This window comes from Aureimonas sp. SK2 (assembly GCF_029813115.1).
Lineage (GTDB): Bacteria > Pseudomonadota > Alphaproteobacteria > Rhizobiales > Rhizobiaceae > Aureimonas.
Genome location: NZ_JAPZDS010000018.1, coordinates 1 through 21,542, shown reverse-complemented (window position 1 = coordinate 21,542; position 21,542 = coordinate 1). Strand labels below are relative to the sequence as shown.

Sequence of the window (21,542 nt, the reverse complement as noted above, 5' to 3'; positions counted from 1 at the left end):
CCGTTTCCGCATCCGCGTCATCTCGCTGGCTCTGTTTCTAAGCCAAGTGATTGAGGCTGCATCTGTTCCTCCCCCGGCGCCCGTGAGGCGCCTTTTTCATGTCCGGAGATTTCCCATGGACCGCTTCAACGGCTTCCGCGGCGCCGCGCGCCCGCTCGACGATATCGACCTTCCCCGCCTCGGCCATCGCATCGGCGTCGGCGAGGACGAGATCCACGCCGTGATCGACGTCGAGGCCGCTGGCGGCGCCTGGGACGCGCGCGGGCGGCCCAAGATGCTGTTCGAGCCGCACCGGTTCTGGAAGAACCTCGGTCCCGGCGCAAAGCGCGACCGCGCCGCTCGCGAGGGCTTGGCCTATGCCAAGTGGATCCGCGGCAACTATCCGAAGGACAGCTACCCGCGCCTCCTGCAGGCGATGGCGATCGACGAGACGGCGGCGCTGAAGTCCGGCTCCTGGGGGCTCGGGCAGATCCTCGGCGAGAACCACGCCATGCTCGGGTATGACACCGTGCAGGACATGGTGCTCGACTTCCTCGACGACGCCGACAAGCACCTGGAGGGGATGGTCAACTTCATCCTGTCGGCCAAGCTCGACGACGAGCTGCGGGCGCGTGACTGGGCGGGTTTCGCGCGGGGCTACAACGGGCCGCAGTATGCCGAGCACGGCTACCATACCAAGCTCAAGGCGGCGTTCGATCGGTGGTCGAAGATCCGGGATACGCCGTGGTCGCCGGCCGACGAGGTGATCAGCGTGCCGGTCCCGGCGCCGCGTCCGGAGCCGGCGGCGACGATCGGGCACAACAGCGGGCCTCCGATCGAGGCGCCCCCGGTCGTCCCCGTCCCCACCGGCGGCCCGAACGCGAAGGCCAACGGCGCCACCCTTGGACCGATTATCGTCGCGCCGCTTTTGCTGCTGGCGGCAAAGTTCGGTTGGATCCCGCACGAGGTCGCTGCCGATCCGGAGACGGTGATCCTCCTGACAGCCGCCGTCTCGGCGATCGGGGCGCGTCTCGCCGCCTGGTACGCGCCGCGCAACGCCGTCGCCTGACGCATCCCAGCATACCCGAAAGGCATTTCAGAGAATGAGCACCGAAGGCGAGGGCGCCCCGATGAACACTCCGAAGTTCGACTGGACCATCAATGTGTCCACCATGATCGCGATCGGCGGCGTCCTCGCCGTCGCCGTGACCGGCTGGTTCACCTTGCGCGAACAGGTCAACACCAATACCCGCGACATCGGCGGCTTGAAGATCTCACAGGCCGAGCTGGTGCTGAAGCGCGACACGCGGATCGTGGAGGTGGACCGGCGGCTTGCGGCCTATGACGAGGTCCGCTTCCGCGTGCAGGCGGTGGAGGAAGCGCTGAAGGCCACCAACGCCAGGGTGGACGCTTCCCTCGCGAACATCAGCGCGGGCCTGCGTGAAATCAACCAGGCGGTCGGCGGTCTCGCAACGAACGTGGCCGTTCTGACCCAGCGGCTGGAAATGCAGGCGCCTGGGCGCCGGGCTGCACTTGGCCCGGTGCCGCCGGGATAGCATCTCATTTTCGAGCGTCGGCCAGTCTCGTAACGGGCTCGATGGGAACGCGCTGTCCTCCCAGCCCGACGAAAGGCTGGGATGTCATGCACATGCCTTGATTGAAAAGGACATGCCCATGCTGCGTGATGGCGACGATCCGAAGGTGGGACAGGTCTACAACTGGTACCTCGACTGCGCTGCAGATGGCACGCACAGTGCCGAAGGCATCGCGAAGAAGCATCTGAACCTCACGATCCAGCGTTCGCTGATCGACAGCTACATTCCAGGCGACTTTCGCCGCCTGTCGTTTGCCGGGCTGGACACGCGGGACATGCAGGCGCTGATCGACGCCGCCGCCGCATCCGGTGCTGAAACCGCTGCTGAAGGTCTCAAGAGTTTCTTCGTTGACGTGGAAAAGTTCGGCGTTTGGAAGGGGATCATCGAACGGTTCCGGACCCGCAAGCTGAAGGCGCCATCGATTACTCGCCGCGACAGAGCCCTGAACGATCGAGAGTTCCGGGCGGCCTTCGATGCCTACCGGATGGGTGCCGAAGGCGGCGCCGTGGTCGATCGTGGGCCGTGTCTGGCCATTCTGGTTTCAGCGATCACGCTCCAGCCGATCGCCAATCTCCTGCATCTGCGCCGGGCCGACATCGACTTCGAGCGCAGTATTTGGGTGAATGCGGACAGCGATGGCGCCCGCCACTTCGTGCATATGCCGAAGTACGCAGCGGAACTCTTGCAGCGCGCCATCGCTCTCGGCGATTTCTGCAACCGCACCGAACCGACCGAATTGGTGTTTCCCGAGAACGGACAGAAAGGCGATCCCAAGCGGTCGTTTTCGTATGCCTCGATCTACGAGGTCACCGACAAGCTCCTGCCCCGCCAAGACATCAAGCCGACGGATCTCGCCTGGACGGGAATCACTTCGCTGCGCGGGCTCAAGGACGAACGGGTCGATGCCCTTGTCGAGCGTATTCTCTTCGGTTGTAAGGCGGAGCCGGCCCAAGGACATGTAGCGCTCATGGAAGGGTGGATGACCCGCCTCTACGAAATGATCGCTCCGCCCAAACGGGTGGCTTGGCGTTAGAAATTTCTTCAGAGACCGGAGGTAGTTTGCCTTCACCGGCAGCGATCAAGAGTAACGATCGCAGGCATGAGGCCACTGCTTCGGTTCGACGGTTCGATCCGTCATGTCCCACCAGTATCTTTTACGGGACAAGAAATACATGTCTTCTGTTAACTTCAACGGCGCCGCTCAGTCCGCTCTCCGCACGCTGCAGGCCAGCAACCGCGATCTCGACGCGACTCAGGCGCGTATCTCGACCGGCCTTCGCATCGGCGAGGCCAAGGACAACGCGGCCTACTGGTCGATCTCCACGACCCTCAAGTCCGACAACAAGGCCCTGTCGTCGGTCTCCGACGCGCTCGGCCTCGGCGGCGCCACCGTCGACGTTGCCTACGAGGGCCTGAACCAGGCCGCCGACGTCCTCGACGAGATTAAGAAGAAGATCGTCGCCGCCAGCGGTGACGCGGCCGACAAGGTCGCGCTCCAGAGCGAGATCAAGGAGCTGCAGAAGCAGCTGACCGCGATCGCCGGGGCCTCGAGCTTCTCGGGCGAGAACTGGCTGGCGATTGACTCCTCGTCGTCGTCCTACCTCGCCGAGAAGACGGTCGTCTCCTCGTTCAACCGCGACAAGTCCGGTGCGGTGACGCTCGACACGATCAAGATCGCCTCGGGCTCCTTCGCCCTGACGGATGCCAGCGGCACCAAGGAAGGCATCCTGGACGGCGGCAAGCTCGGTAACCAGCTGATCGGTGGCATCGAAGCCGTGGCTTCGGGCACTACCGTCACCGCCGCGAAGGCAAGCGCCAATCTATCGGGCTTCGCTGTGGACACCGCCAATGCGCAGACGTTGAACGCCACGATCACCGTAAATGGCTACAACTACACGATCAGCGGTGCGAACAACATTGCGGCCAACGGCACGACAGCCGCTGTGAAGACGCTGATCGACAATGCTGTTCCTCAGTCGGGTGCACCGGCGCTGTCGACCCTCATCACGGTCACGGTGGTGGACGCCAACAATGTGCTGCTCGAAAGCATCGACAGCAACGACAACCAGACCATCTCGGTAGTTCTTGGAAATGCGCCCGCCGATGGTGGCATGGTCGCTGACACGCCCACCGCGGGCGTCTCGGCGGGCCTTAAGACGGACGGCACTGCGTTTGGTTCGGGTAAGATCCTTCTCGATGGGAACGACTCGATCGACTTCAAGGTGACTGTGAACGGCGTCGCCAAGGAGTTCAGCGTCACTCAGGCCACCGTGCTGGCGACTTCTGGTCTGTCGCCAGCAGGCGAAATCTCCGACGCCGACGACTATGCGAAAGTGATCAACACGGCCCTCTCGCAGGCTGGCATCACCGGTCTGAAAGCAAAGGTTGACGGCGCGAACGTGGACTTCCATGCGGCCGGTGCGACGACGATGAGCACCGCCGTTGCTTCGGCAAGCCGCGGCACGAGCATCCTGACGCTGGACGTCACCACGGCCAGCCGCGCCAAGCTGACGACCTACCTCAACAGCGTTAATACGGCGCTGTCGAAGGTCACTGCGTCGGCCTCGACGCTGGGCGCGATCAGCAAGCGCATCGAGCTCCAGAAGGACTTCGTGACCACGCTGATGGACACGATCGACAAGGGCGTGTCCGGCCTCGTTGACGCCGACATGAACGAGGAGTCCACCAAGCTCCAGGCTCTGCAGGTCAAGCAGCAGCTCGGTGTGCAGGCTCTGTCGATCGCCAACCAGTCGGCGCAGAACGTCCTGTCGCTCTTCCGCGGCTAATCTCAAAAGCCTCGATACGGGACCTTCGGCCTCCAGGCCGAAGGAACTGTTTGGGAATGAGCCTCCGGACCGAACGGTTCGGGGGCTTTCCGTGTTTGTTCTGGCGGACGCACGGTTTGGGAAAGGACCGCTACCGATCGTGTCGGTTTCTGCGACGACCCGCAGATTTCTACGTTGGACAGTTGCCATCCTTGATCGACCCGCGGCCGGTGACGATGTCGATGATCTCCAGTTCGGCGAGCTGCTGGATGGGATCGGGACCAGGGACCACGCCACGCGCGATCAGCATCAACCGGGCTCCGACGTACTCGCGGGTTTCCTTGCGCGTGCACCAGTCCGCGTAGGCGATCGGGTCGTCGGCCCCCGGCCGGGAGGGATGTCGGTCATCGCTCATGATCGGCCTTGTCGAATCATCGCGGCGTTCTCTATCCGTTCTCGATGCCCTCGCGCGATAACGATGGCCTGTTTCTGCACCGCGCTCAACAGCTCGGCCTAGTCATCCGTGTCACCTGCAACTTCTGCCGGCAGGTGCGGTACTACGACCCTGGCGACATGCGTCTGCTGCTGGGTGATGTCGAGATCGACGGCCTGCGTCGGCGCCTGAAATGCGAGGAGTGCGGTCGACCGGACTACATGGAAGTCGAGGGACGCAACATGGCGGCGTCTGAAAAGGAGGGGAAGGTGCTGCGCCGGCTGCATTCCATCCGCATCGTGCGGCGGCCGGTCTGGAAGGACGTGGCGATGTGAGGCGCGGTCATTCCGCCTTCAGCGGTGACGGGCTCGCCTAGCTGTTGCCGAGGGCTGAAATCACGAGCTTGAGCCCGTCCTTCAATTCACCCTCCGGCAGCGCCTCCAGACGCTCCGCCATTTCCAGCGTCGTCCAATGCAGGTTATGGGTCCGCTCGATCTCGGGGTTCTCCTCGAGGCCGGCGTAGAACCTCCGAACGTCACAGCCGAGCGCTTGGCTCAATCGATAGAGCATACTCGCGCTCATCGCATTGAGGCCGGTCTCGTATCGCTGAATCTGCTGATGGGGGATCTCAAGTTTTTCACCCAGCTCAGCCATCGTCAGGCCGGCCTGCTGGCGAAGGTCGCGCAGGTTGGATCCGAGATGAATGCTGCTAGGGGTTTTCGGCACGGCGCCCGCCTTCCCGCTCAGCGTTCATGGTCGGTGGGGTTGCGCGGTCGATCAGCGCCAGGAGGATCTTGCGCACCTCCGCGTCGGAGATCGCCTCCAAACTCTCGGCGTGCTTGACGATCGACCATTGGCCTTTGCGGATCGAGCCGCGCGCCTCGACACCTGGCAGTCCCTCGTAGAAATAGCCGACTTCGACGTCGAGGAGGATCGCGAGCTTGTAGAGCGTCTCCGCGCCGATGCGGTTTGCGCCGGCCTCGTACTTCCGGAGCTGCGGCGTGCTGATGCCGAGTTCCTTCGCGAGACCGTTCTGACTCCAGCTCAGTTCCTGGCGGCGTTCGAGAACGCGCTTGCCCAGGTGAACCTCGATGCCCTCGGCCATCATGGTGCCTTCCTCGACGCTAGACCGCGACGAAGTGGGCCATCTGCTGACCCCGCGGGTGGTTCCAAGAATGGATGCCGTCCAGACGCCAAGCGAGGCCTTCCATCGCGAAGTGGATGTCTCGTTCCCATACGTGGAACGGATCGCAGTAGGAGAAGGTCTCGACCTCGCCGTGTGGCGGCTGTCGAATTGAGGCGCTAAAGTCGACATCGTCTTGCGCAATAAAGAGGCTGCAATAGAAGCGCCCGCCCGTGCGCATGCGAGGATGCAAGCTAGCAAGGCACAGACGCAAGTGATTAATTGGCAGGTGTGTAAAGACGTCTCGCGCCAGCGCAGCGTCGAATAACACTCCTTCGAACGGTGAAAGGAAATTTCGCTCGTTGCCGACGTTCCTTAGCTTAGGGCGACCCGTTAAAGCATGATAGCTGGGTGTCGGGTCATAGCCATCAGCGAGTAGCGCCGCTATATAATCAATACCATAAATGTTACCAGAATTGAGATAAGACGAAAGAGCGATTTTTACACCGGGAGAGTCGCAGCCGAAATCAACCAGCTTGTCGCTGGGACGAAGGCCATCGGCAACGAGATGGTCTCGCTGCAGGGCGCCTATTTCGCTTACATTGCCGCCCGCTGTGTCACGGTGGCATTGAAGTGCGACGAGCCTTCTTGCGACGTTATCGTAGGGCAGGAGGGACATGGACCTCTCGTCATTGACCGCTTAGACATCGCGGCTAGAGCTGATCATCACGCTTTTCGAGTGCAGCTGCGCGAAATTGATGCTGCAACGCTGAGTGTCAGGGGGGCACTTAGCGGGGTCAAGCCGTCACAAATCCATCCCGCTGGCAGCCAGAAGCCCTGAAACCCACGGGTTCGGGGAATTGTGTTGAAATCTCGGAACCTTAACCGAACCTGTCTTGCCGTGTGGCGCTTGTGCATCACACAAAGTAGGTGGCGGAGCATCTGATACGGAACACGCTTGCTCTGGGGTATGCCGTTATGCATACGTCCTTTGGCATGGGTCGATTACCGCTTGGTAAGAGACTCGCATGCAGGGGAGGGTGCGCAGTGTGCACGCTCGCACCTTGACCGACTTTTGGGCTCCAGGAGAACCAATGGCTAGCTTGACCTACAACGGCACGGCGTCGCAGACGACGACCTATGCCGCTTCCGACGTCTACACGCTGAACGTCGCAACCTCTGCGATCACGAACATTTCGCAGCAGGGCGCCAACGTCGTCATCCAGACCGGTGCGACTTCGCTGACGATCGCCAGCGTTACGCTTGCGCAGCTCGCGACCGCCAACTTCGTCCTGCAGGGCGGCGGCTCGGTCATCATCGGTGATGGCGCTGTCGCGTCGATCGCTGATGCTGGTGCGAACACGCTCACCGGCACCGCGAATGCCGACATCCTGATGGGCCTCGGCGGTTCGGATGCCATCACGGGCAACAACGGCGACAACCTGATCTTCGGCGGCTCGGGCCTGTTCGACGCGGCCGATGAGTCGGACGTGATCACGTCCGGCACCGGCAACGACCGCATCTACGGCAACGGCGGTGACGACAACATCAACTCGGGTTCGGGTAACGACCTGGTTGCTGGCGGCGTGGGCGCCGACAACATCACCGTCAACCCGCTCGCTGGTCAGACCGCTACCGTCTACGGCGGTGGTGCGATCACCGACACGACGGACTCCAGCGCTGACACGATCAACGTCGGTACCTCGACCAATTCGGTCGCTGGTAGCGCCGCGATCTACGGCAACGCCGGCACCGACACGCTCAACGTCTTCTCGTCGGGCAACAACTCGGTCTTCGGCGGTCTCGGTAACGACACGATCTCCGTCAACGGCGGTGGCGCTAATCAGGTGTTCGGCAACGCCGACTCCGACAGCATCACGGTGACCGGCAACGGCAACAACACGATCTTTGGTGGTTCGGCCATCACGGACACCGTGGACGGCGCCGATACGATTAGCGTCAACGGCACCGGCAACAACCTGGTGTACGGCAACGCTGGCGCGGACACGATCACCCTCGCCGGTTCGATCGCGACGAGCAACAACACCGTGTTCGGTGGCTCGGGCAACGACACCGTGAACGTTTCGGGCGCTGGCAACAGCACCCTGTACGGCAACGCTGACTCGGACACGTTCAATGTCTCGGGCGCTGGCAGCCACACGATCTTCGGCGGCGCCGGCATCAACGATGCGACGGACTCGGCTGACACGATCAACGTCACGTCCACCGGCAACAATGCCATCTACGGCAACGGTGGCAACGACACGATCACCCTCGGCACCGGTGGTAACCTCGGCGCCAACTCCGTCTTCGGCGGCGCTGGCAACGACTTCGTCTCCGTGACCGGCGGTCAGGCTGCTTTCGGCTTCACGGCTGCTTCGACGCTGAACGTCGCTGGCGGTGCCGGCAACGACGTGATCGACATCCGCAACTTCGTCGGCACCGCCACGGTTCTCGGCGGTGAGAGCATCAACGACTCGGCAGACGCTGCTGACGTGATCCGTGGCGGCGCTGGCAACAGCGTGCTCTACGGTAACGGCGGTAATGACACCATCTCGACCGGCGATGGCCTTGACACCGTGTTCGGTGGCGCTGGTCAGGACACGATCGTGATCAACGGTACCGGCAACAAGACGATTGCCGACTACACCGGTGGTGCGGTTGCTGATCGCGTTGCCCTTACGTCGGCTGCCGGCGGCATCGGTGCCGTGGCTGCGCCCGGTACTGCTGGTACGCGCGCCAGCGGCAATGACGCTCTGTTGGTCGTTGGTGGCAACACCATTACCTTCCAGAACGCGGCGAATAGCCTCGTTGTGGCAGAGTTCGGTGCGACCCTTGCGTTCGGCGTCGGCGCTGCCGCTGACACTGTGACCGCGGCAACTGCTACGGCCACGAGCGCGACGACTGCTTACCTGCAGCTTGGCGTGACGAACGCGAGCGTGACCGGTACGGCGAATGCCGAACTGATCATCACCGGCGCGGGCAATGACTCGATCGTAGCGGGCGGTGGTCAGGACACGATCTACGCTGGCGCCGGCAACGATCAGGTGATCGTGCAGCAGGCTCAGCTTTCCGCCGCCAATGTCACCATCAGCGGTGGTGACGGCACGGATACCCTGCTCGTCACGGCTGGGTCGAACACTGCTACGGCAATCGGCGCTGGGATCACTGGCTTCGAGAACGTCACGTTCGACACCGGCACGTTCAACGTCACTGGCTTCACTAACGCTTCGACGTCGGCGACCTCGGTCATCAACGGCGCGAACACCACGCAGCTTACGTTCGGCGCAGAAACGTCGACCGGTTCTGTCTCCATTACCGGTGGTATCGGTGCAGACTCGCTCGTCGGCAGCACGGTGGCTGACACCATCGTGGGTGGTGCTGGTGCGGACTCGATCTTTGCCGGTGCTGGTAACGACTCGATCAGCCTGACGGAAACCGCCGCTGCAACCGATCTGGTCTATTTCGGAACTCTTGACACGACCGGCACATCGTCGATCACGGTTGCGGCTTCCGGTACGGACACGATCAGCGGCTTCACGGCCGGTAATGGTGGCGACAGCCTGATCTTCGACATCTCGTCGTATGGCCTGGCTGGCAATACTGAGTACGTCGGCGCGCTTAGCGGTCTGGCTGTTGCCAGCTCCGATGAGATCGTCGTGCTTACCGGTGCGGGCTATGCTACCGACGCCTTGGCGGACGCTGCTGTCGCAGGTCGGGTTACGACCGACGGTCAGGACATGGTGTACATCTACTTCAACACCACGACCAACTCGGCTCACATCATTCATGATACGGATGCCGGCACGACCACTGGAACGATCACCCTTCTGGGCCAGGTCAACAACCTTAATACCCAGGCTGCCTTCGACACCCTGACCACCGACAACATCGGTTCGGTTGCCTAACACGGCATCTGAATTGAAGCAGAGAAGGCGGCCTAAGGGTCGCCTTTTTTATTTTGAAAGTAAACGACCTCCCGCCTAAACCCAAGCGCTCGTACCAACGCATCGCTGATTGCCTTACGCCGATGCAATCGTACTACGTTGTTGACATACTGCTTTGAAAAGCCTGTTGCCTCTGCGAAGGCCTGTTGCGATCCTGACTTCTCGATCGCCTGCAATAGCGCAAGCTTGACATCATCCTCTGTGAACACGGAACTCGCAGCACTAGTGGACGACTCATTGTCGGCAAAGCTTGCCCTCGGCGATTGAGGGGAATCGGTCTTGCCCATTGCCTACGCCGATTTCGTCCAGCCGAACCCATGGGAACGAAGCGGGATGACAATTGACGTCAGAGGTTCGTGGTTTCGACTGCTGCGCGCCCCCGCAACCAGTTTAAAGCCCGCCGGATCGATCGATCCGGCGGGCTTTTTCGTAGGCTCGGGCGTGCGGCCCGGCTACTGCACGGCCGGCACCTTTCGATAGGCGGCTTCCGTCGACGCCTGGTCGAACCCGTCCATCCAGCGAGCCCAGTCCTCCGTGTTGACGTCGTGCGGGTTTTCGTGCCGCGCCCGGCCTTCGGCATGGGCCTTTCGGCCTTCGTCGTATTGATCCGACATCGCAAGTCTCCAGAACGTCCCTGCCGGCACGCTGGACGCTGATTTGCGTTAGTTTAATGGCCAACGACCCTATCGCACGCGGGCCATCGCCCTTTTTCCCGGAAGCGGAGGCCGGGCGCCCTCAGGCAGGGATCAGGCGAGGAGGACGAGAAGCGCGCCGACGCCGGCGATCCAGACCGTCTCGACCAGGATCAGCAGCAGGGCGCGCGGGCCGACGGTGACGATCTGGCCGAGCATGGTCTTCATGCCGAGCGCGGCGATCGCCGCGACCAGTGCCCAGCGCGACACGTCGGACAAGGCCGACTGCACGGCGGCCGGGATGAGGCCGAGGCTGTGGACCGCGACAATGGCGACGAAGCCGACGAGAAAGCCCGGCACCGCGACGCGGCCCTTGGCCTCTCCGCGCGCCACGACCACCGAGATCGCGAGCACCACGGGCACCAGCATGGCGACGCGCAGGAGCTTGGTGAGCGTCGCGGCGTCGCCGGCCTCGGGCGAAATGGAGAAGCCCGCGCCGACGACCTGCGCGACGTCGTGGATCGTGGCGCCGAGGAAGATGCCGATCTGCGTGTCGTTGAGATGCCCCTGGGAGAGCATGACGGGATAGAGCACCATGGCGATGGTGGAGAGCGTCGTTACCACCACGACGGTGAAGATCACGTCGCTTTCGCCCAGATCCTCCCGTTTCGGCAGGACGGAGGCGATGGCGAGCGCGGCCGAGGCGCCGCAGATGCCGACGGCCCCGCCCGTGAGGAGCCCGAACAGGCGAGGAAAGCCGAGGAGGCGCGACAGGAGGAGCCCGACGCCGATCGTGGTGACGACGCCGACGACCGCGAGGACGATCGGCGTCGGCCCCAGCATCATCGCGTCGGACACGGTGATGCGCGCGCCGAGCAGCGCCACGCCGAAGCGCAGGACGGTGCGGGACGTGAAATCGATGCCGGGCTTGCAGGGACCGTCGGCCGACAGGAAGTTGAAGGCGATGCCGAGCAGGAGCGCGAAGAGCATCACCGGCCCGCCGTAGTGCTCCGACAGGAAGGTCGCCGCCAGCGCCACGACCACGCTGACGAGGAGCCCCGGAAACAGGAGGGCGAGGCGGTCGGCCCGCTCGCGGTGGACCCCGGCCGGCAGGCAGTGGATGAGGCGTTGGATCATGGGCTTGCCCGAATGTCGCCGACCGAAGGTCCGCGTGGCCGCGTCAGGCCTGGTGACGGGTGCTGAAGCGCCCGAACGTGCCGCGCGAGAAGAGAAGCGGCTCGCCCTCGCGATGGGCGGCGCGCAGGACGCGGCCGAGCACGATCGTGTGGTCGCCGCCGTCGTGCAGCGAAGCGGTGGCGCATTCGAAGCGGGCGATGGTGCCCGCGATCACCGGCACGCCTTCCGCATTGGCCCGCCAGTCGAGCCCCTCGAAGCCGGCGCCGCCGCGCGTGAACCGGGCGCTCAAGCCGTCCTGCTCGACGCCCAGCACATGCACCGCGAAATGCGAGGCGCCGGTGAAGGCGGCGTGCCGGCCGGAGCTTTTGGCCGGCGACCACAGCACCAGCGGCGGGTCGAGCGAGACGGAGGCGAAGGAATTCACCGTCATGCCGATCGGGCCGGCCTGCGTGAGCGTGGTCACCACGGTGACGCCCGTGGTGAAGCTGCCCAGCGCGTTGCGGAAGGACCGGGTGTTGTCCGCATCCGGCACGAAGAGATGCTCGGGCGGCTGGCGGATGGGCTGCATGATGGTCATCACGGAACCTCGTGGCCTCGGGCGGCGGTGTAGAGTTCGAACCAGGTCTGCCGGTCGATCGCGACGCGGAGCGCCTGCGAGATCGCGGCGATGCGGGGCAGAGCGTTCGTGCCGAGAACGGGCAGGATTTCGGCGGGATGCGCCAGGAGCCAGGCAAGCGCGACCGCGCCTTCGTCCACGCCCTGCGCGCGTGCGAGTTCGGACAGCTTCGTCTTCAGCGGCGTCGCCTCGCCCCCGAAGAGCCGCCCGCCGCCGAGCGGCGACCAGGCCATGGGGTGGATGCGCCGCTCCATGAGCCCGGCGATGTCGCCGTTGGTGAAGGCGTCCGTTTCCAGGAGGCTCAGCTCGATCTGGTTGGTGACGAGAGGGTTCGCCATCGCCGACTGGAGGAGCGAGAGGTCGTGGGGCTTGAAGTTCGAGACGCCGACGGCGCGCACCTTGCCCGCCGCCACCAGCTCGTCCAGCACCGCGCCGGTCTCGAACGGGTCGATCATCGGGTCGGGCCGGTGGATCAGGAGAAGGTCGATGCGCTCGAGACCCATGTCGCGCAGCGAGGTCTCGACCGACGCGGTGATGTGGGCCCGGCCGGTGTCGTAGTGCTTCACCCGCGCGCCGGCATGGCGGCCCATCGGCGCGACGATGCCGCATTTGGTGACGATCTCGATCCGGTCGCGGAGCTGCGGGGCGGCCTTCAGCGCCGCGCCGAAGATCGCCTCGCCCGTGTAGCCGCCGTAGATGTCGGCGTGGTCCATGGTGGTGATGCCCTGTTCCAGGCAGGACTCCACCTTGCGCTGCACGTGGGCGGGCGACGTGTCGGCATCGTCGCCGAGGCGCCAGAGGCCGTAGACGAGGCGGCTGACGGTGAGGTCGTTTCCGAGTGTGACGCGGTCCATCAGCGGCGCTCCCCCAGGCCCAAGGACGTGTTCGGTGTGGTGTCGGGCACGCGGCCGCGCGCTTGCGGCAGCGAGCAGGTCTTCATATGAGGCAGGACCTTGGTGCCGAAATGCTCCGCCTCGTCGAGATGCGGGTAGCCCGACAGGATGAAGGCGCGGATGCCCATGCGCTTGTAGTCTTCGAGCGCCGAGAGCACCTGATCGGTGGAGCCGACGAGCGCGGCGCCGCAGCCCGAGCGCGCCCGGCCGATCCCGGTCCACAGGTTGGGCTCGATATAGCCGAACTGGTCGGCGAGCTCGCGGGCGCGCGCCTGGTGCGCGACGCCGAGCGAGATGCTGTCATGGGCGCGTGAGCGGATCAGCTTTCCGTATTCGTCGTCGAGCTTGGAGACGAGATGCTCGGCATAGTCGCGCGCTTCCCGCTCGGTGTCGCGCACGATCACGTGGACCCGCAGCCCGTAGTCCAGCGTGCGCCCGTGCGCTTCGGCCCGCGCATGGACGGCCTTCATGCGCTCGGCCAGCTGCTCGCGCGTCTCGGGCCACATCAGATAGACGTCGCACTGCGCGCCGCAGAGTTCGAGCGCGTCCGGCGAATAGCCGCCAAAATAAAGGAGCGGGCCGCCGTTCTGCTGGTAGGGGCGGGCGGGCTCGGTGGAAACGCCCTTGAAGTTGTAGACCTCGCCCTCGAAGTCGATCGTCTCGCGCGTCCAGGCCTGGCGCAGGATCTCCACGACCTCGTGGCTGCGCCGGTAGCGGAAGGCGCTGTCAGCCCGCTCGCCGGGAAAGTCGGAGCTGATGACGTTGAGCGTCAGTCGCCCCTTCAGCATGTGGTCGAGCGTCGCGACGGTGCGCGCCAGCATGATCGGCTGCATCTCGCCGCAGCGGATGGCGGCGAGGAAGTTCATCCGGCTGGTGATGGGCGCGCAGCCCGCCACGAAGGAGAGCGTGTCCTGGCCGACCTGGTAGGAGGAGGGGCACAGGATGTTGCGGAAGCCCAGCCGCTCGGCCGTCAGCGCAATCTCGGAGCAGTGCTCCCAGCTGGAGCGGAGCGCGCCGTCGGGCACGCCGAGATAGGCGTAGTCGTCGGAGCACAGGGCCGAGAACCAGGATACCTCCACTTCGGCGAGATCGGCCGAGGTGATCGGGACGACGCTCATGGTTTTCCTCCTCCAACCCGAATTCGGCTCTGGAGCTAACACCCGGTTCGGTGTAAATCAATGGTGTATCAATTTGCGTCTGCGAAGGGAACGCCGGTCATGAGGCAGGTGCGCGGAAGCCTCCCCGTCTATCTCCAGCTCACCGAGACGCTGGTGCGCGACATCGCGGCGGGGCGCCTCGTGGACGGCGAGAAGCTGCGACCCGAGCGCGACATGGCGGTCGACATGGGCACCTCCATCGGCACGCTGCGCAAGGCGCTCGCCGAGCTCCAGGTCCGCGGCCTCCTGGAGCGCATCCAGGGGTCGGGCAACTACATCCGGGCCGCCAGCGACCCGAAGAGCCTCTACGCGATGTTCCGGCTGGAGCTGATCGCGGGCGGCGGGCTGCCGACGGCAGAAGTGCTCGACGTCGGCCGCTTCGACAAGCCGGACGAGATCGCCGGCCTCGGCCCCTCGCGCGCCGGCCACCGCATCCGGCGCCTTCGCCGCCTGTCCGGCCAGGTCGCGGCGGTGGAGGAGATCTGGCTGGACGCAAGCTTCACCCCGTCGATCACCGCCGAGGATCTCTCCGAATCGCTCTACCTCTTCTACCGCACCCGGCTCGGGCTCTTCATCGAGAAGGCCGAGGACCAGATCGGCCTGCGCACCGTTCCCGCCTGGAAGCCCGAGGGCTTCGAGCCCGCCGCCGGCTCGCCGATCTGCCATATCCTGCGGAAGAGCTGGACGGCCGAGGGGGTGATCGCCGAGGTCTCGCACACCTGGTACGACCACCGCGTCGCGCACTACGTCTCGCGCATCCGCTGACCGCGCTCTCGTGCAATGCACAATTGATACACCATTGCTCTACATTCGGGAGTTGGGCTAAGGATCGCATCGAGGAGACGGTCGGACGACGGGGCGGACGGGATGGGTCCGCCTGGCGTCCCGCCGAACGGGAGATACGGAGCATGGCCTCGGTCAGCCTGCAGAAGCTCGACAAGAGCTATGGTGCCGTCCAGATCGTCAGGGGCATCGATCTCGAGATCGCCGACGGCGAACTCGTGGTGCTGGTCGGCCCGTCGGGCTGCGGCAAGTCCACGACGCTGCGCATGGTGGCGGGGCTCGAAAGCGTCACGGACGGCACGATCCGGATCGGCAACCGCGTGGTCAACGCCTTGCCGCCGCGCGAGCGCGACATCGCCATGGTGTTCCAGGACTACGCGCTCTACCCGCACAAGACGGTCGCCGAGAACATGGGCTTCAGCCTGAAGGTTCGCGGCGTGGACAAGGCCGAGGCGGAGCGGCGCATCCAGGACGCCGCCCGGATGCTCGGCATCGCGCACCTTCTCGACCGCCGGCCGGGCCAGCTTTCGGGCGGCCAGCGCCAGCGCGTCGCCATGGGCCGCGCCATCGTGCGCCGGCCGCAGGTGTTCCTGTTCGACGAGCCGCTCTCCAACCTCGACGCCAAGCTGCGCGGCGAGGTGCGAACCGAGATCAAGCGCCTGCACCAGGCGATCGGCACCACGATCATCTACGTCACCCACGACCAGGTCGAGGCGATGACGCTGGCCGACCGGATCGTGATCCTCAAGGGCGGCGACATCGAGCAGGTCGGAACGCCCGACGAGGTCTACAACCGGCCGGCAAGCGTCTTCGTGGGCGGCTTCATCGGTTCGCCCGCGATGAACTTCGCCAAGGCGAGGGCAGAGGGCGACCGGCTCGCCTTCGCGGGAGGCAATTCGCTGCCGCTGGCCGCACGGCTGGAGGAGGGGCGGGAGGTGATCGTCGGCATCCGGCCGGAGCATTTCCTCAACACCGCCGACGCCAGCTCGACGCTCGCCGTCGCCGCCCAGGTCATCGAGCCGCTCGGCTCCGACACGCTCGTCCACTTCGCCCTGGGAGAGGCGGTGATGACGGCACGCATGCCGCCGACGATCCGGCTGGAGCCGGGTCAGGTTTTTCAGGTCGGCGTGGATCCGACGAAAATCCATCTCTTCGATGCATCGACCGAGAAGGCCATCCTGTGAGACGGCCCCGAATCCTTGCACCCACGACCAACGGGAGGACCAACCCCATGCGCATGACCAGCCTGATCGGCGCCGCACTCAGTGCCTGCGTCTTCGTCGCGACGCCCGCGCTCAGCCAGACGCAGCTCAAGATCTTCGTCTCCAGCCAGCACCAGCCCGACGTCTGGCGCAAGATGCTCGATGCCTACGAGGCCGAGAATGCGGACGTGAAGGTCACGATCGAGACCGGCGGCAACACGTCGGAGGCGCAGGCCCAGTATCTCAATACGGTCATGTCGGCCAAGGACACCAATCTCGACGTCCTGATGCTCGACGTGATCCGCCCGGCGCAGTACGCCGCCGCGGGCTGGACGACGCCTTTCGCCGACAAGGACATGTCGGCCTACCTGCCGGCCTACGCGCAGGCCAACACGGTGGACGGGAAGGTCGTCGCCCTGCCGGCCTTCGCCGACGCGATGTTCCTCTATTATCGCAAGGACCTTCTCGACAAATACGGCATCGCGCCGCCGACCACCTGGGAGGAGCTGAGCGCCGCCGCGAAGACGGTCTCGCAAGGCGAGGGCACGGCGGCCGCCGACCTTCAGGGCCTCTCCTTCCAGGGCAAGGCGATCGAGGGCGCGGTCTGCACCTTCCTCCTGCCCTACTGGAGCCAGGGCAAGCAGCTCGTTTCGGACGGCCGGCTCGACTTCGACCGCGAGGCGGCGACCCGCTCGCTGGCGCTGTGGAAGGGTTTCGTCGACGAAGGCGTCGCCAAGAAGAACATCTCGGAAGTGGCGACCGACGACACGCGAAAGGAGTTCCAGGCCGGCAAGGTGCTCTTCGCCGTGAACTGGTCCTATGCCTGGAAGCACTTCCAGGGACCGGAATCGGCGGTCGTCGGCAAGGTCGGCGTCGCCCGCCTGCCGGCGCTGGGCGCGGGCGAGCAGTCGAGCTGCCTCGGCGGCTGGGAGTTCGGCGTCTCGGCCTTCTCGCAGCACCAGGAGGAGGCCAAGAAGCTCGCCGAGTATCTCAGCAGCGAGAAGGTGTCGCAGTACATGGCCGTCAACGCCGCGCTGCTGCCGACCCGGGCCGGCCTCTATACCGACGCGGAGGTCGTGAAGGCCGCCCCCTGGTTCGCGGACGCCCTGCCCGTGGTCGAGACCGCGCGCGCCCGGCCGGTGACCCCGCGCTACAACGAGGTCAGCGAGATCATCCGCACCACGGTGAACTCGGTGCTCGCCGGCGTGAAGACGCCGGAAGACGGCGCGGCCGAGATGGAAAGCCGCCTGCGGCGCGTCCTGCGCTGACCCGAGCGACCATTCGTGCGAACGTGACGGCCGGCGCGGGCTCCCCGCCGGTCCTTTGAGCGACGGCTTCCTCGCCCGGAGGCCGGCGGCGGGGAGGACGCGATGACCCTGGCAGTGGCGGACACCATGAAACAGACCGACCGGCAGCCGGCCTCCTGGGTGCGCTGGCTCGACCCCAGCGACAAGGTGCTGGCCGCGCTGCTCCTGGCGCCGGCCGCGATCCTCCTGTCCCTGATCATCGTCTATCCCGTCGGGCGCCTGTTCTGGATGAGCTTCCAGAACCTGTCGCTGACCTCCGGCCTGCCGGCCGAGTTCGCCGGGTTCGAGAACTATGTCCTCATGTGGGAGGACCCGGTCTTCTGGGACGCCGCCTGGAACACGCTCCTGATCGTCGCGATCACGGTGCCGGGCGCGCTCCTGATGGGGCTCGGCATGGCGCTGCTCGCCAACCTGCCGTTCCGCCACCGCTGGCCGGTGCGCCTGTCGCTCCTCATCCCCTGGGCGCTGCCGCTCTCCTTCGCGGGCCTCATCTTCGCGTGGTTCTTCCACTCCGAATACGGCATCGTGAACGACGTCCTGCAGCGCCTCGGCTTCGAGGGCATCATCTGGTTCAACTCGCCGACCTATGCCTTCGCGGCGATCTGCCTGACCATCATCTGGAAGACCTCGTCCTTCATGGCCCTGATCATCCTGGCGGGCCTCCAGACCATTCCGCGCTCGCTCTACGAGGCGGCCGACGTCGACGGGGCGGGGCGTGTGCGCCAGTTCTTCGAGATCACGCTGCCGCTCCTGAAGCCCGCCATCGTGATCGCGCTGATCTTCCGCACCATCACCGCGCTCCAGACCTTCGACATTCCCTACATGATGACCGGCGGCGGCCCCGGCACGTCCACCGTCACGCTCGCCATGTACATCCACCAGAACACCGTCTCCTTCCTCGACCTCGGATACGGGTCGGCGCTGGCGGTGGTGATGTTCGCCTTCTCCATGTGCGTGACCTTCGTCTACCTGCGCATGCTGCGCCGGAAGGGATGAGACCCATGAGCACCGCGACCGACGCCCCGTCCTCGCCCTTCGCGCTGTTCTCCGGCACGCCGCTGCGCCTGATCGCGGCGGGCGTCCTCCTCATCAACGGCCTGTTTCCGGCGGTCTGGATCCTCTTCACCTCGCTGAAGACGGAAGCCGAACTCACCACCCTGCCGATCACCTGGGCGCCCCACGCGCCGACGCTCGCCAACTTTGCCACGGCCTTTTCCGACCAGCCGCTGCTTCTGTTTCTCTTCAACAGCTTCATGGTGGCGCTGCTGTCCACGGGCCTGACGCTGCTGGTCTCCGTGCTTGCCGCCTATGCGCTGGCGCGACTGAACCTTGCCTATCGCGGGCTGATCCTGTCGCTGATCATCGCGGTCTCGACCTTTCCGCTCGTCACGCTCCTCGTGCCGCTGTTCGAGATCATGCGGGCGCTCGGCCTCCTCAACTCGTGGACGGCGCTGGTCCTGCCCTACACGGTGCTCTCGCTTCCCGTCTGCACGCTGATCCTCGTGTCCTTCTTCGAGGGCATCCCGCAGGATCTGGAAAACGCCGCGATGATCGACGGCTGCACGCGGCTCGGCGCCCTCTTCAAGGTCGTGGTACCGCTCTGCGCGCCCGGCGTCTTCACCGCCGGCATCCTCGCCTTCGTCAATGCCTGGGACGAGTTCCTGCTGGCGCTCTCCTTCAACTCCAACCCCGCCTTGCGCACGCTGCCCGTCGGCATCCAGCTCTACCAGGGCGAGTTCTCCTTCCCCTGGCCGGTGATCTCGGCGGCGCTCGTCGTCGGCATCGTGCCGGTGGCGGTGCTGATCGTGATCTTCCAGGAGCGCGTCGTGTCCGGCCTCACCGCCGGCTCGATCAAGGGCTGAACGGGTCGAGCCCCGACGCCCATTCTCTTCGCAGGAACGCCATGACCCGCAGCCTCGCCCCCACGCCCGGCGCTCTCGCCCTGACACGCAAAGCCGGTGGCTTCTCCCTGTCGATCGGCGGCAGGCTCCTCATCCGCCACACGGCCGAAAGCCCCTGCCTCTTCGTCGGCCGGGGCGAAGAGCGGATGGAGATGTTCCGGGGCAATTTCGACATCGAGGACTATGTCGTCGAGCGTGTCGCCCTGCGCCACGCGAGCGTCGACGGCGACACGATCGAACTCTCGGCGCGCGAAGGGGACGCGCCGCGCCTGCGCCTCGTCATTGAGGGCGATACGCTGCGCCCGGAAGCGCTCGATCCCGCGATCAACCGGCTTTGGCTGCGCGTCGAGGCGGAGGACGGCGAGCACGTCTGGGGCGGCGGCGAGCAGATGTCCTATTTCGACCTGCGCGGCCGGCGCTTTCCGCTCTGGACCTCCGAGCCCGGTGTCGGGCGCGACAAGACGCAGGAGATCACCTTCAAGGCCGACGTCGCGGGCCGGGCGGGGGGCGACTACTACCACACCAACTATCCCCAGCCGACCTTCCTCTCCTCGCGCCGCTACGCCCTCCATGTCGAGACGCCGGCCTATTCGGTCTTCGACTTCCGCCACGACGCCTTCCACGAGATCGAGGTTTGGGCGATCCCCGAGCGCATCGAGTTCTTCGAGGCGCCGGACTTTCTCGGGCTGGTGGAGCAGCTCTCCGCCCACTTCGGCCGCCAGCCGCCGCTGCCTGACTGGGTGATGGGGGGCGCGATCGTCGGCCTCAAGGACGGCGCGAACTCGTTCACCCGGCTGGAAGCGATCCGCGCGGCGGGCGTCGAGGTTTCCGGCCTCTGGTGCGAGGACTGGGTGGGCCTGCGCCACACCTCCTTCGGCGCCCGCCTCTTCTGGGACTGGCAGGTGAGCGACACCCGCTATCCCGATCTTCGCCGGCGCATCGCGGATCTGGCCGAGGACGGCATCCGCTTCCTCGGCTACGTCAATCCCTATCTCTGCAACGACGGGCCGCTCTTCGGGCAGGCCGAGGCCGCCGGCTATCTCGCGACGGATGGCAAGGGCGGCACCGCGCTGGTCGATTTCGGCGAGTTCGACTGCGGCGTGGTGGACTTCACCAACGTGGCCGCCGCCGACTGGTTCGCCGAGGAGGTGATCGGCCGCAACATGCTGGACTTCGGCCTGTCCGGCTGGATGGCGGACTTCGGCGAATACCTGCCGATCGACGTGCATCTCGCGAACGGCGTCGACGCCAAGCTCATGCACAATCCCTGGCCGGTGCTTTGGGCGGAGGTCAACGCGCGGGCCGTGGCGTCGAGGGGCAGAACGGGCGACGCGCTCTTCTTCATGCGCGCCGGCTTCACCGGGGTCGGGGCGCATTGTCCGCTGCTCTGGGGCGGCGACCAGTCGGTGGACTTCTCGCGCCACGACGGTCTCGTCACCGTGATCTGCGGCGCCCTCTCCTCCGGGCTTCTCGGCAACGCCTACCATCACTCCGACATCGGCGGCTATACCAGCCTCTTCGGCAACGTCCGCACGCCCGAACTGATCATGCGCTGGGCCGAGATGGCCGCCTTCACGCCTGTCATGCGCACCCACGAGGGCAACCGGCCGAAGGAGAACCTGCAGATCGACGGCGACGGGACGGTTCTCGCGCACTTCGCCCGGATGACGCGGATCCATGTCCATCTCGCGCCCTACCTGCGGGCCTTAAGCGACGAGGCGGCGAGCCGGGGCCTGCCGGTGCAGCGTCCTCTGTTCCTGCACTTTCCCGACGACCGGCGGACCTTTCCCATCCAGGACAGCTATCTCTATGGGCCGGACCTTCTGGTCGCCCCGGTCTGGAAGGCGGGCGAGACGGCGCGCACGGCCTATCTGCCGGCCGGCGCCGACTGGATCCACCTCTGGAGCGGGGCGGCCCATGCCGGCGGCGGGGAGGTCGAGGTCGAGGCGCCCTTCGGCCGGCCGGCGGTCTTCTTCCGCGCCGGCACGGCCCACCGCGCCCTGTTCGAGGGCCTCGCCGCCCTGCGCTAACCCACGCGTTCGAGGATCGAGACGTAGTTGGCGACGGCGGCT

21 protein-coding genes are annotated in these 21,542 nt (G+C 65.5%); 12 read left to right on the top strand and 9 right to left on the bottom strand.

Going from position 1 to position 21,542, the window contains the following annotated elements:
- The first annotated feature begins 115 nt into the window (after positions 1 to 115).
- The 4 genes from O5O54_RS18875 to O5O54_RS18860 all read left to right on the top strand — a co-directional run bounded on the left by O5O54_RS18875 (position 116) and on the right by O5O54_RS18860 (position 4,360).
- Positions 116 to 1,048 (top strand): N-acetylmuramidase family protein, encoded by a 933-nt coding sequence (locus O5O54_RS18875; protein WP_279483397.1) that lies wholly within the window; start codon positions 116 to 118, stop codon positions 1,046 to 1,048.
- A gap of 34 nt (positions 1,049 to 1,082) precedes the next feature.
- Entirely contained in the window at positions 1,083 to 1,535 is a 453-nt protein-coding gene (locus O5O54_RS18870) for a hypothetical protein (protein ID WP_279483396.1), read from the top strand.
- Between the two features lie 118 nt (positions 1,536 to 1,653).
- Positions 1,654 to 2,607 carry a hypothetical protein gene (locus O5O54_RS18865; protein ID WP_279483395.1) on the top strand — a complete coding sequence of 318 codons (954 nt, stop codon included), beginning with the start codon at positions 1,654 to 1,656 and terminating at the stop codon, positions 2,605 to 2,607.
- Between the two features lie 103 nt (positions 2,608 to 2,710).
- Complete coding sequence (locus O5O54_RS18860) at positions 2,711 to 4,360, top strand: flagellin (RefSeq protein ID WP_279483394.1); 1,650 nt, start codon at positions 2,711 to 2,713, stop codon at positions 4,358 to 4,360.
- A 169-nt stretch (positions 4,361 to 4,529) separates the two neighbouring features.
- On the opposite strand, the gene O5O54_RS18855 is transcribed toward O5O54_RS18860, so the two are convergent.
- Positions 4,530 to 4,754: a hypothetical protein gene (locus O5O54_RS18855; RefSeq protein ID WP_279483393.1), complete on the bottom strand. Its 225-nt coding sequence runs from the start codon at positions 4,752 to 4,754 to the stop codon at positions 4,530 to 4,532.
- Between the two features lie 8 nt (positions 4,755 to 4,762).
- Here O5O54_RS18855 and O5O54_RS18850 point away from each other — a divergent pair, with 8 nt between their 5' ends.
- Positions 4,763 to 5,107 (top strand): hypothetical protein, encoded by a 345-nt coding sequence (locus tag O5O54_RS18850; protein ID WP_279483392.1) that lies wholly within the window; start codon positions 4,763 to 4,765, stop codon positions 5,105 to 5,107.
- A gap of 37 nt (positions 5,108 to 5,144) precedes the next feature.
- Here O5O54_RS18850 and O5O54_RS18845 read toward each other — a convergent pair whose 3' ends face one another.
- The 3 genes from O5O54_RS18845 to O5O54_RS18835 are packed head-to-tail and all read right to left on the bottom strand — an operon-like array spanning position 5,145 to position 6,574.
- Positions 5,145 to 5,498 carry a helix-turn-helix transcriptional regulator gene (locus O5O54_RS18845; protein WP_279483391.1) on the bottom strand — a complete coding sequence of 118 codons (354 nt, stop codon included), beginning with the start codon at positions 5,496 to 5,498 and terminating at the stop codon, positions 5,145 to 5,147.
- Positions 5,482 to 5,880: a helix-turn-helix transcriptional regulator gene (locus tag O5O54_RS18840; RefSeq protein WP_279483390.1), complete on the bottom strand. Its 399-nt coding sequence runs from the start codon at positions 5,878 to 5,880 to the stop codon at positions 5,482 to 5,484. Before O5O54_RS18840 ends, O5O54_RS18845 begins: the two co-directional genes overlap by 17 nt.
- A gap of 16 nt (positions 5,881 to 5,896) precedes the next feature.
- A complete protein-coding gene (locus tag O5O54_RS18835; RefSeq protein WP_279483389.1) occupies positions 5,897 to 6,574 on the bottom strand; it encodes a class I SAM-dependent methyltransferase in 678 nt (225 codons plus the stop codon).
- A 415-nt stretch (positions 6,575 to 6,989) separates the two neighbouring features.
- Here O5O54_RS18835 and O5O54_RS18830 point away from each other — a divergent pair, with 415 nt between their 5' ends.
- Positions 6,990 to 9,803 carry a calcium-binding protein gene (locus O5O54_RS18830; protein ID WP_279483388.1) on the top strand — a complete coding sequence of 938 codons (2,814 nt, stop codon included), beginning with the start codon at positions 6,990 to 6,992 and terminating at the stop codon, positions 9,801 to 9,803.
- Between the two features lie 491 nt (positions 9,804 to 10,294).
- On the opposite strand, the gene O5O54_RS18825 is transcribed toward O5O54_RS18830, so the two are convergent.
- From O5O54_RS18825 to O5O54_RS18805, 5 genes are all read right to left on the bottom strand, one after another.
- On the bottom strand, positions 10,295 to 10,456 hold the full coding sequence (locus tag O5O54_RS18825) for a hypothetical protein (protein ID WP_279483386.1): 162 nt from the start codon (positions 10,454 to 10,456) through the stop codon (positions 10,295 to 10,297).
- A 132-nt stretch (positions 10,457 to 10,588) separates the two neighbouring features.
- Entirely contained in the window at positions 10,589 to 11,611 is a 1,023-nt protein-coding gene (locus O5O54_RS18820; protein ID WP_279483385.1) for a YeiH family protein, read from the bottom strand.
- Between the two features lie 43 nt (positions 11,612 to 11,654).
- Positions 11,655 to 12,188 (bottom strand): flavin reductase family protein, encoded by a 534-nt coding sequence (locus tag O5O54_RS18815; RefSeq protein ID WP_279483384.1) that lies wholly within the window; start codon positions 12,186 to 12,188, stop codon positions 11,655 to 11,657.
- Complete coding sequence (locus O5O54_RS18810; RefSeq protein ID WP_279483383.1) at positions 12,188 to 13,081, bottom strand: aldo/keto reductase family oxidoreductase; 894 nt, start codon at positions 13,079 to 13,081, stop codon at positions 12,188 to 12,190. Before O5O54_RS18810 ends, O5O54_RS18815 begins: the two co-directional genes overlap by 1 nt.
- Positions 13,081 to 14,238 carry an LLM class flavin-dependent oxidoreductase gene (locus O5O54_RS18805; RefSeq protein ID WP_279483382.1) on the bottom strand — a complete coding sequence of 386 codons (1,158 nt, stop codon included), beginning with the start codon at positions 14,236 to 14,238 and terminating at the stop codon, positions 13,081 to 13,083. Before O5O54_RS18805 ends, O5O54_RS18810 begins: the two co-directional genes overlap by 1 nt.
- A gap of 99 nt (positions 14,239 to 14,337) precedes the next feature.
- On the opposite strand from O5O54_RS18805, the gene O5O54_RS18800 reads away from it, so the two are divergent.
- The 6 genes from O5O54_RS18800 to O5O54_RS18775 all read left to right on the top strand — a co-directional run bounded on the left by O5O54_RS18800 (position 14,338) and on the right by O5O54_RS18775 (position 21,500).
- Positions 14,338 to 15,042 carry a GntR family transcriptional regulator gene (locus O5O54_RS18800; protein ID WP_279483381.1) on the top strand — a complete coding sequence of 235 codons (705 nt, stop codon included), beginning with the start codon at positions 14,338 to 14,340 and terminating at the stop codon, positions 15,040 to 15,042.
- Positions 15,043 to 15,185: 143 nt separating this feature from the next.
- Entirely contained in the window at positions 15,186 to 16,244 is a 1,059-nt protein-coding gene (locus tag O5O54_RS18795) for a sn-glycerol-3-phosphate ABC transporter ATP-binding protein UgpC (RefSeq protein WP_279483380.1), read from the top strand.
- Between the two features lie 47 nt (positions 16,245 to 16,291).
- Positions 16,292 to 17,530 (top strand): ABC transporter substrate-binding protein, encoded by a 1,239-nt coding sequence (locus O5O54_RS18790; RefSeq protein WP_279483379.1) that lies wholly within the window; start codon positions 16,292 to 16,294, stop codon positions 17,528 to 17,530.
- A gap of 126 nt (positions 17,531 to 17,656) precedes the next feature.
- Positions 17,657 to 18,565, top strand: a complete 909-nt coding sequence (locus tag O5O54_RS18785; RefSeq protein ID WP_279483451.1) for a sugar ABC transporter permease — start codon at positions 17,657 to 17,659, stop codon at positions 18,563 to 18,565.
- Positions 18,566 to 18,570: 5 nt separating this feature from the next.
- Positions 18,571 to 19,431: a carbohydrate ABC transporter permease gene (locus O5O54_RS18780; RefSeq protein WP_279483378.1), complete on the top strand. Its 861-nt coding sequence runs from the start codon at positions 18,571 to 18,573 to the stop codon at positions 19,429 to 19,431.
- Between the two features lie 41 nt (positions 19,432 to 19,472).
- Positions 19,473 to 21,500 carry an alpha-glucosidase gene (locus O5O54_RS18775; protein WP_279483377.1) on the top strand — a complete coding sequence of 676 codons (2,028 nt, stop codon included), beginning with the start codon at positions 19,473 to 19,475 and terminating at the stop codon, positions 21,498 to 21,500.
- Positions 21,501 to 21,542: the final 42 nt, after the last annotated feature.

What these genes read in the sequence shown, in the direction of transcription:
- O5O54_RS18875 (WP_279483397.1), top strand. Translation starts at nt 116, where the DNA reads ATGGACCGCTTCAACGGCTTCCGCGGCGCCGCGCGCCCGCTCGACGAT.
- O5O54_RS18805 (WP_279483382.1), bottom strand. Translation starts at nt 14,238, where the DNA reads ATGAGCGTCGTCCCGATCACCTCGGCCGATCTCGCCGAAGTGGAGGTA.
- O5O54_RS18800 (WP_279483381.1), top strand. Translation starts at nt 14,338, where the DNA reads ATGAGGCAGGTGCGCGGAAGCCTCCCCGTCTATCTCCAGCTCACCGAG.
- O5O54_RS18820 (WP_279483385.1), bottom strand. Translation starts at nt 11,611, where the DNA reads ATGATCCAACGCCTCATCCACTGCCTGCCGGCCGGGGTCCACCGCGAG.
- O5O54_RS18855 (WP_279483393.1), bottom strand. Translation starts at nt 4,754, where the DNA reads ATGAGCGATGACCGACATCCCTCCCGGCCGGGGGCCGACGACCCGATC.
- O5O54_RS18790 (WP_279483379.1), top strand. Translation starts at nt 16,292, where the DNA reads ATGCGCATGACCAGCCTGATCGGCGCCGCACTCAGTGCCTGCGTCTTC.
- O5O54_RS18815 (WP_279483384.1), bottom strand. Translation starts at nt 12,188, where the DNA reads ATGACCATCATGCAGCCCATCCGCCAGCCGCCCGAGCATCTCTTCGTG.
- O5O54_RS18840 (WP_279483390.1), bottom strand. Translation starts at nt 5,880, where the DNA reads ATGATGGCCGAGGGCATCGAGGTTCACCTGGGCAAGCGCGTTCTCGAA.
- O5O54_RS18785 (WP_279483451.1), top strand. Translation starts at nt 17,657, where the DNA reads ATGAAACAGACCGACCGGCAGCCGGCCTCCTGGGTGCGCTGGCTCGAC.
- O5O54_RS18825 (WP_279483386.1), bottom strand. Translation starts at nt 10,456, where the DNA reads ATGTCGGATCAATACGACGAAGGCCGAAAGGCCCATGCCGAAGGCCGG.
- O5O54_RS18810 (WP_279483383.1), bottom strand. Translation starts at nt 13,081, where the DNA reads ATGGACCGCGTCACACTCGGAAACGACCTCACCGTCAGCCGCCTCGTC.
- O5O54_RS18870 (WP_279483396.1), top strand. Translation starts at nt 1,083, where the DNA reads ATGAGCACCGAAGGCGAGGGCGCCCCGATGAACACTCCGAAGTTCGAC.
- O5O54_RS18860 (WP_279483394.1), top strand. Translation starts at nt 2,711, where the DNA reads ATGTCCCACCAGTATCTTTTACGGGACAAGAAATACATGTCTTCTGTT.
- O5O54_RS18830 (WP_279483388.1), top strand. Translation starts at nt 6,990, where the DNA reads ATGGCTAGCTTGACCTACAACGGCACGGCGTCGCAGACGACGACCTAT.
- O5O54_RS18865 (WP_279483395.1), top strand. Translation starts at nt 1,654, where the DNA reads ATGCTGCGTGATGGCGACGATCCGAAGGTGGGACAGGTCTACAACTGG.
- O5O54_RS18795 (WP_279483380.1), top strand. Translation starts at nt 15,186, where the DNA reads ATGGCCTCGGTCAGCCTGCAGAAGCTCGACAAGAGCTATGGTGCCGTC.
- O5O54_RS18780 (WP_279483378.1), top strand. Translation starts at nt 18,571, where the DNA reads ATGAGCACCGCGACCGACGCCCCGTCCTCGCCCTTCGCGCTGTTCTCC.
- O5O54_RS18835 (WP_279483389.1), bottom strand. Translation starts at nt 6,574, where the DNA reads ATGTCCCTCCTGCCCTACGATAACGTCGCAAGAAGGCTCGTCGCACTT.
- O5O54_RS18775 (WP_279483377.1), top strand. Translation starts at nt 19,473, where the DNA reads ATGACCCGCAGCCTCGCCCCCACGCCCGGCGCTCTCGCCCTGACACGC.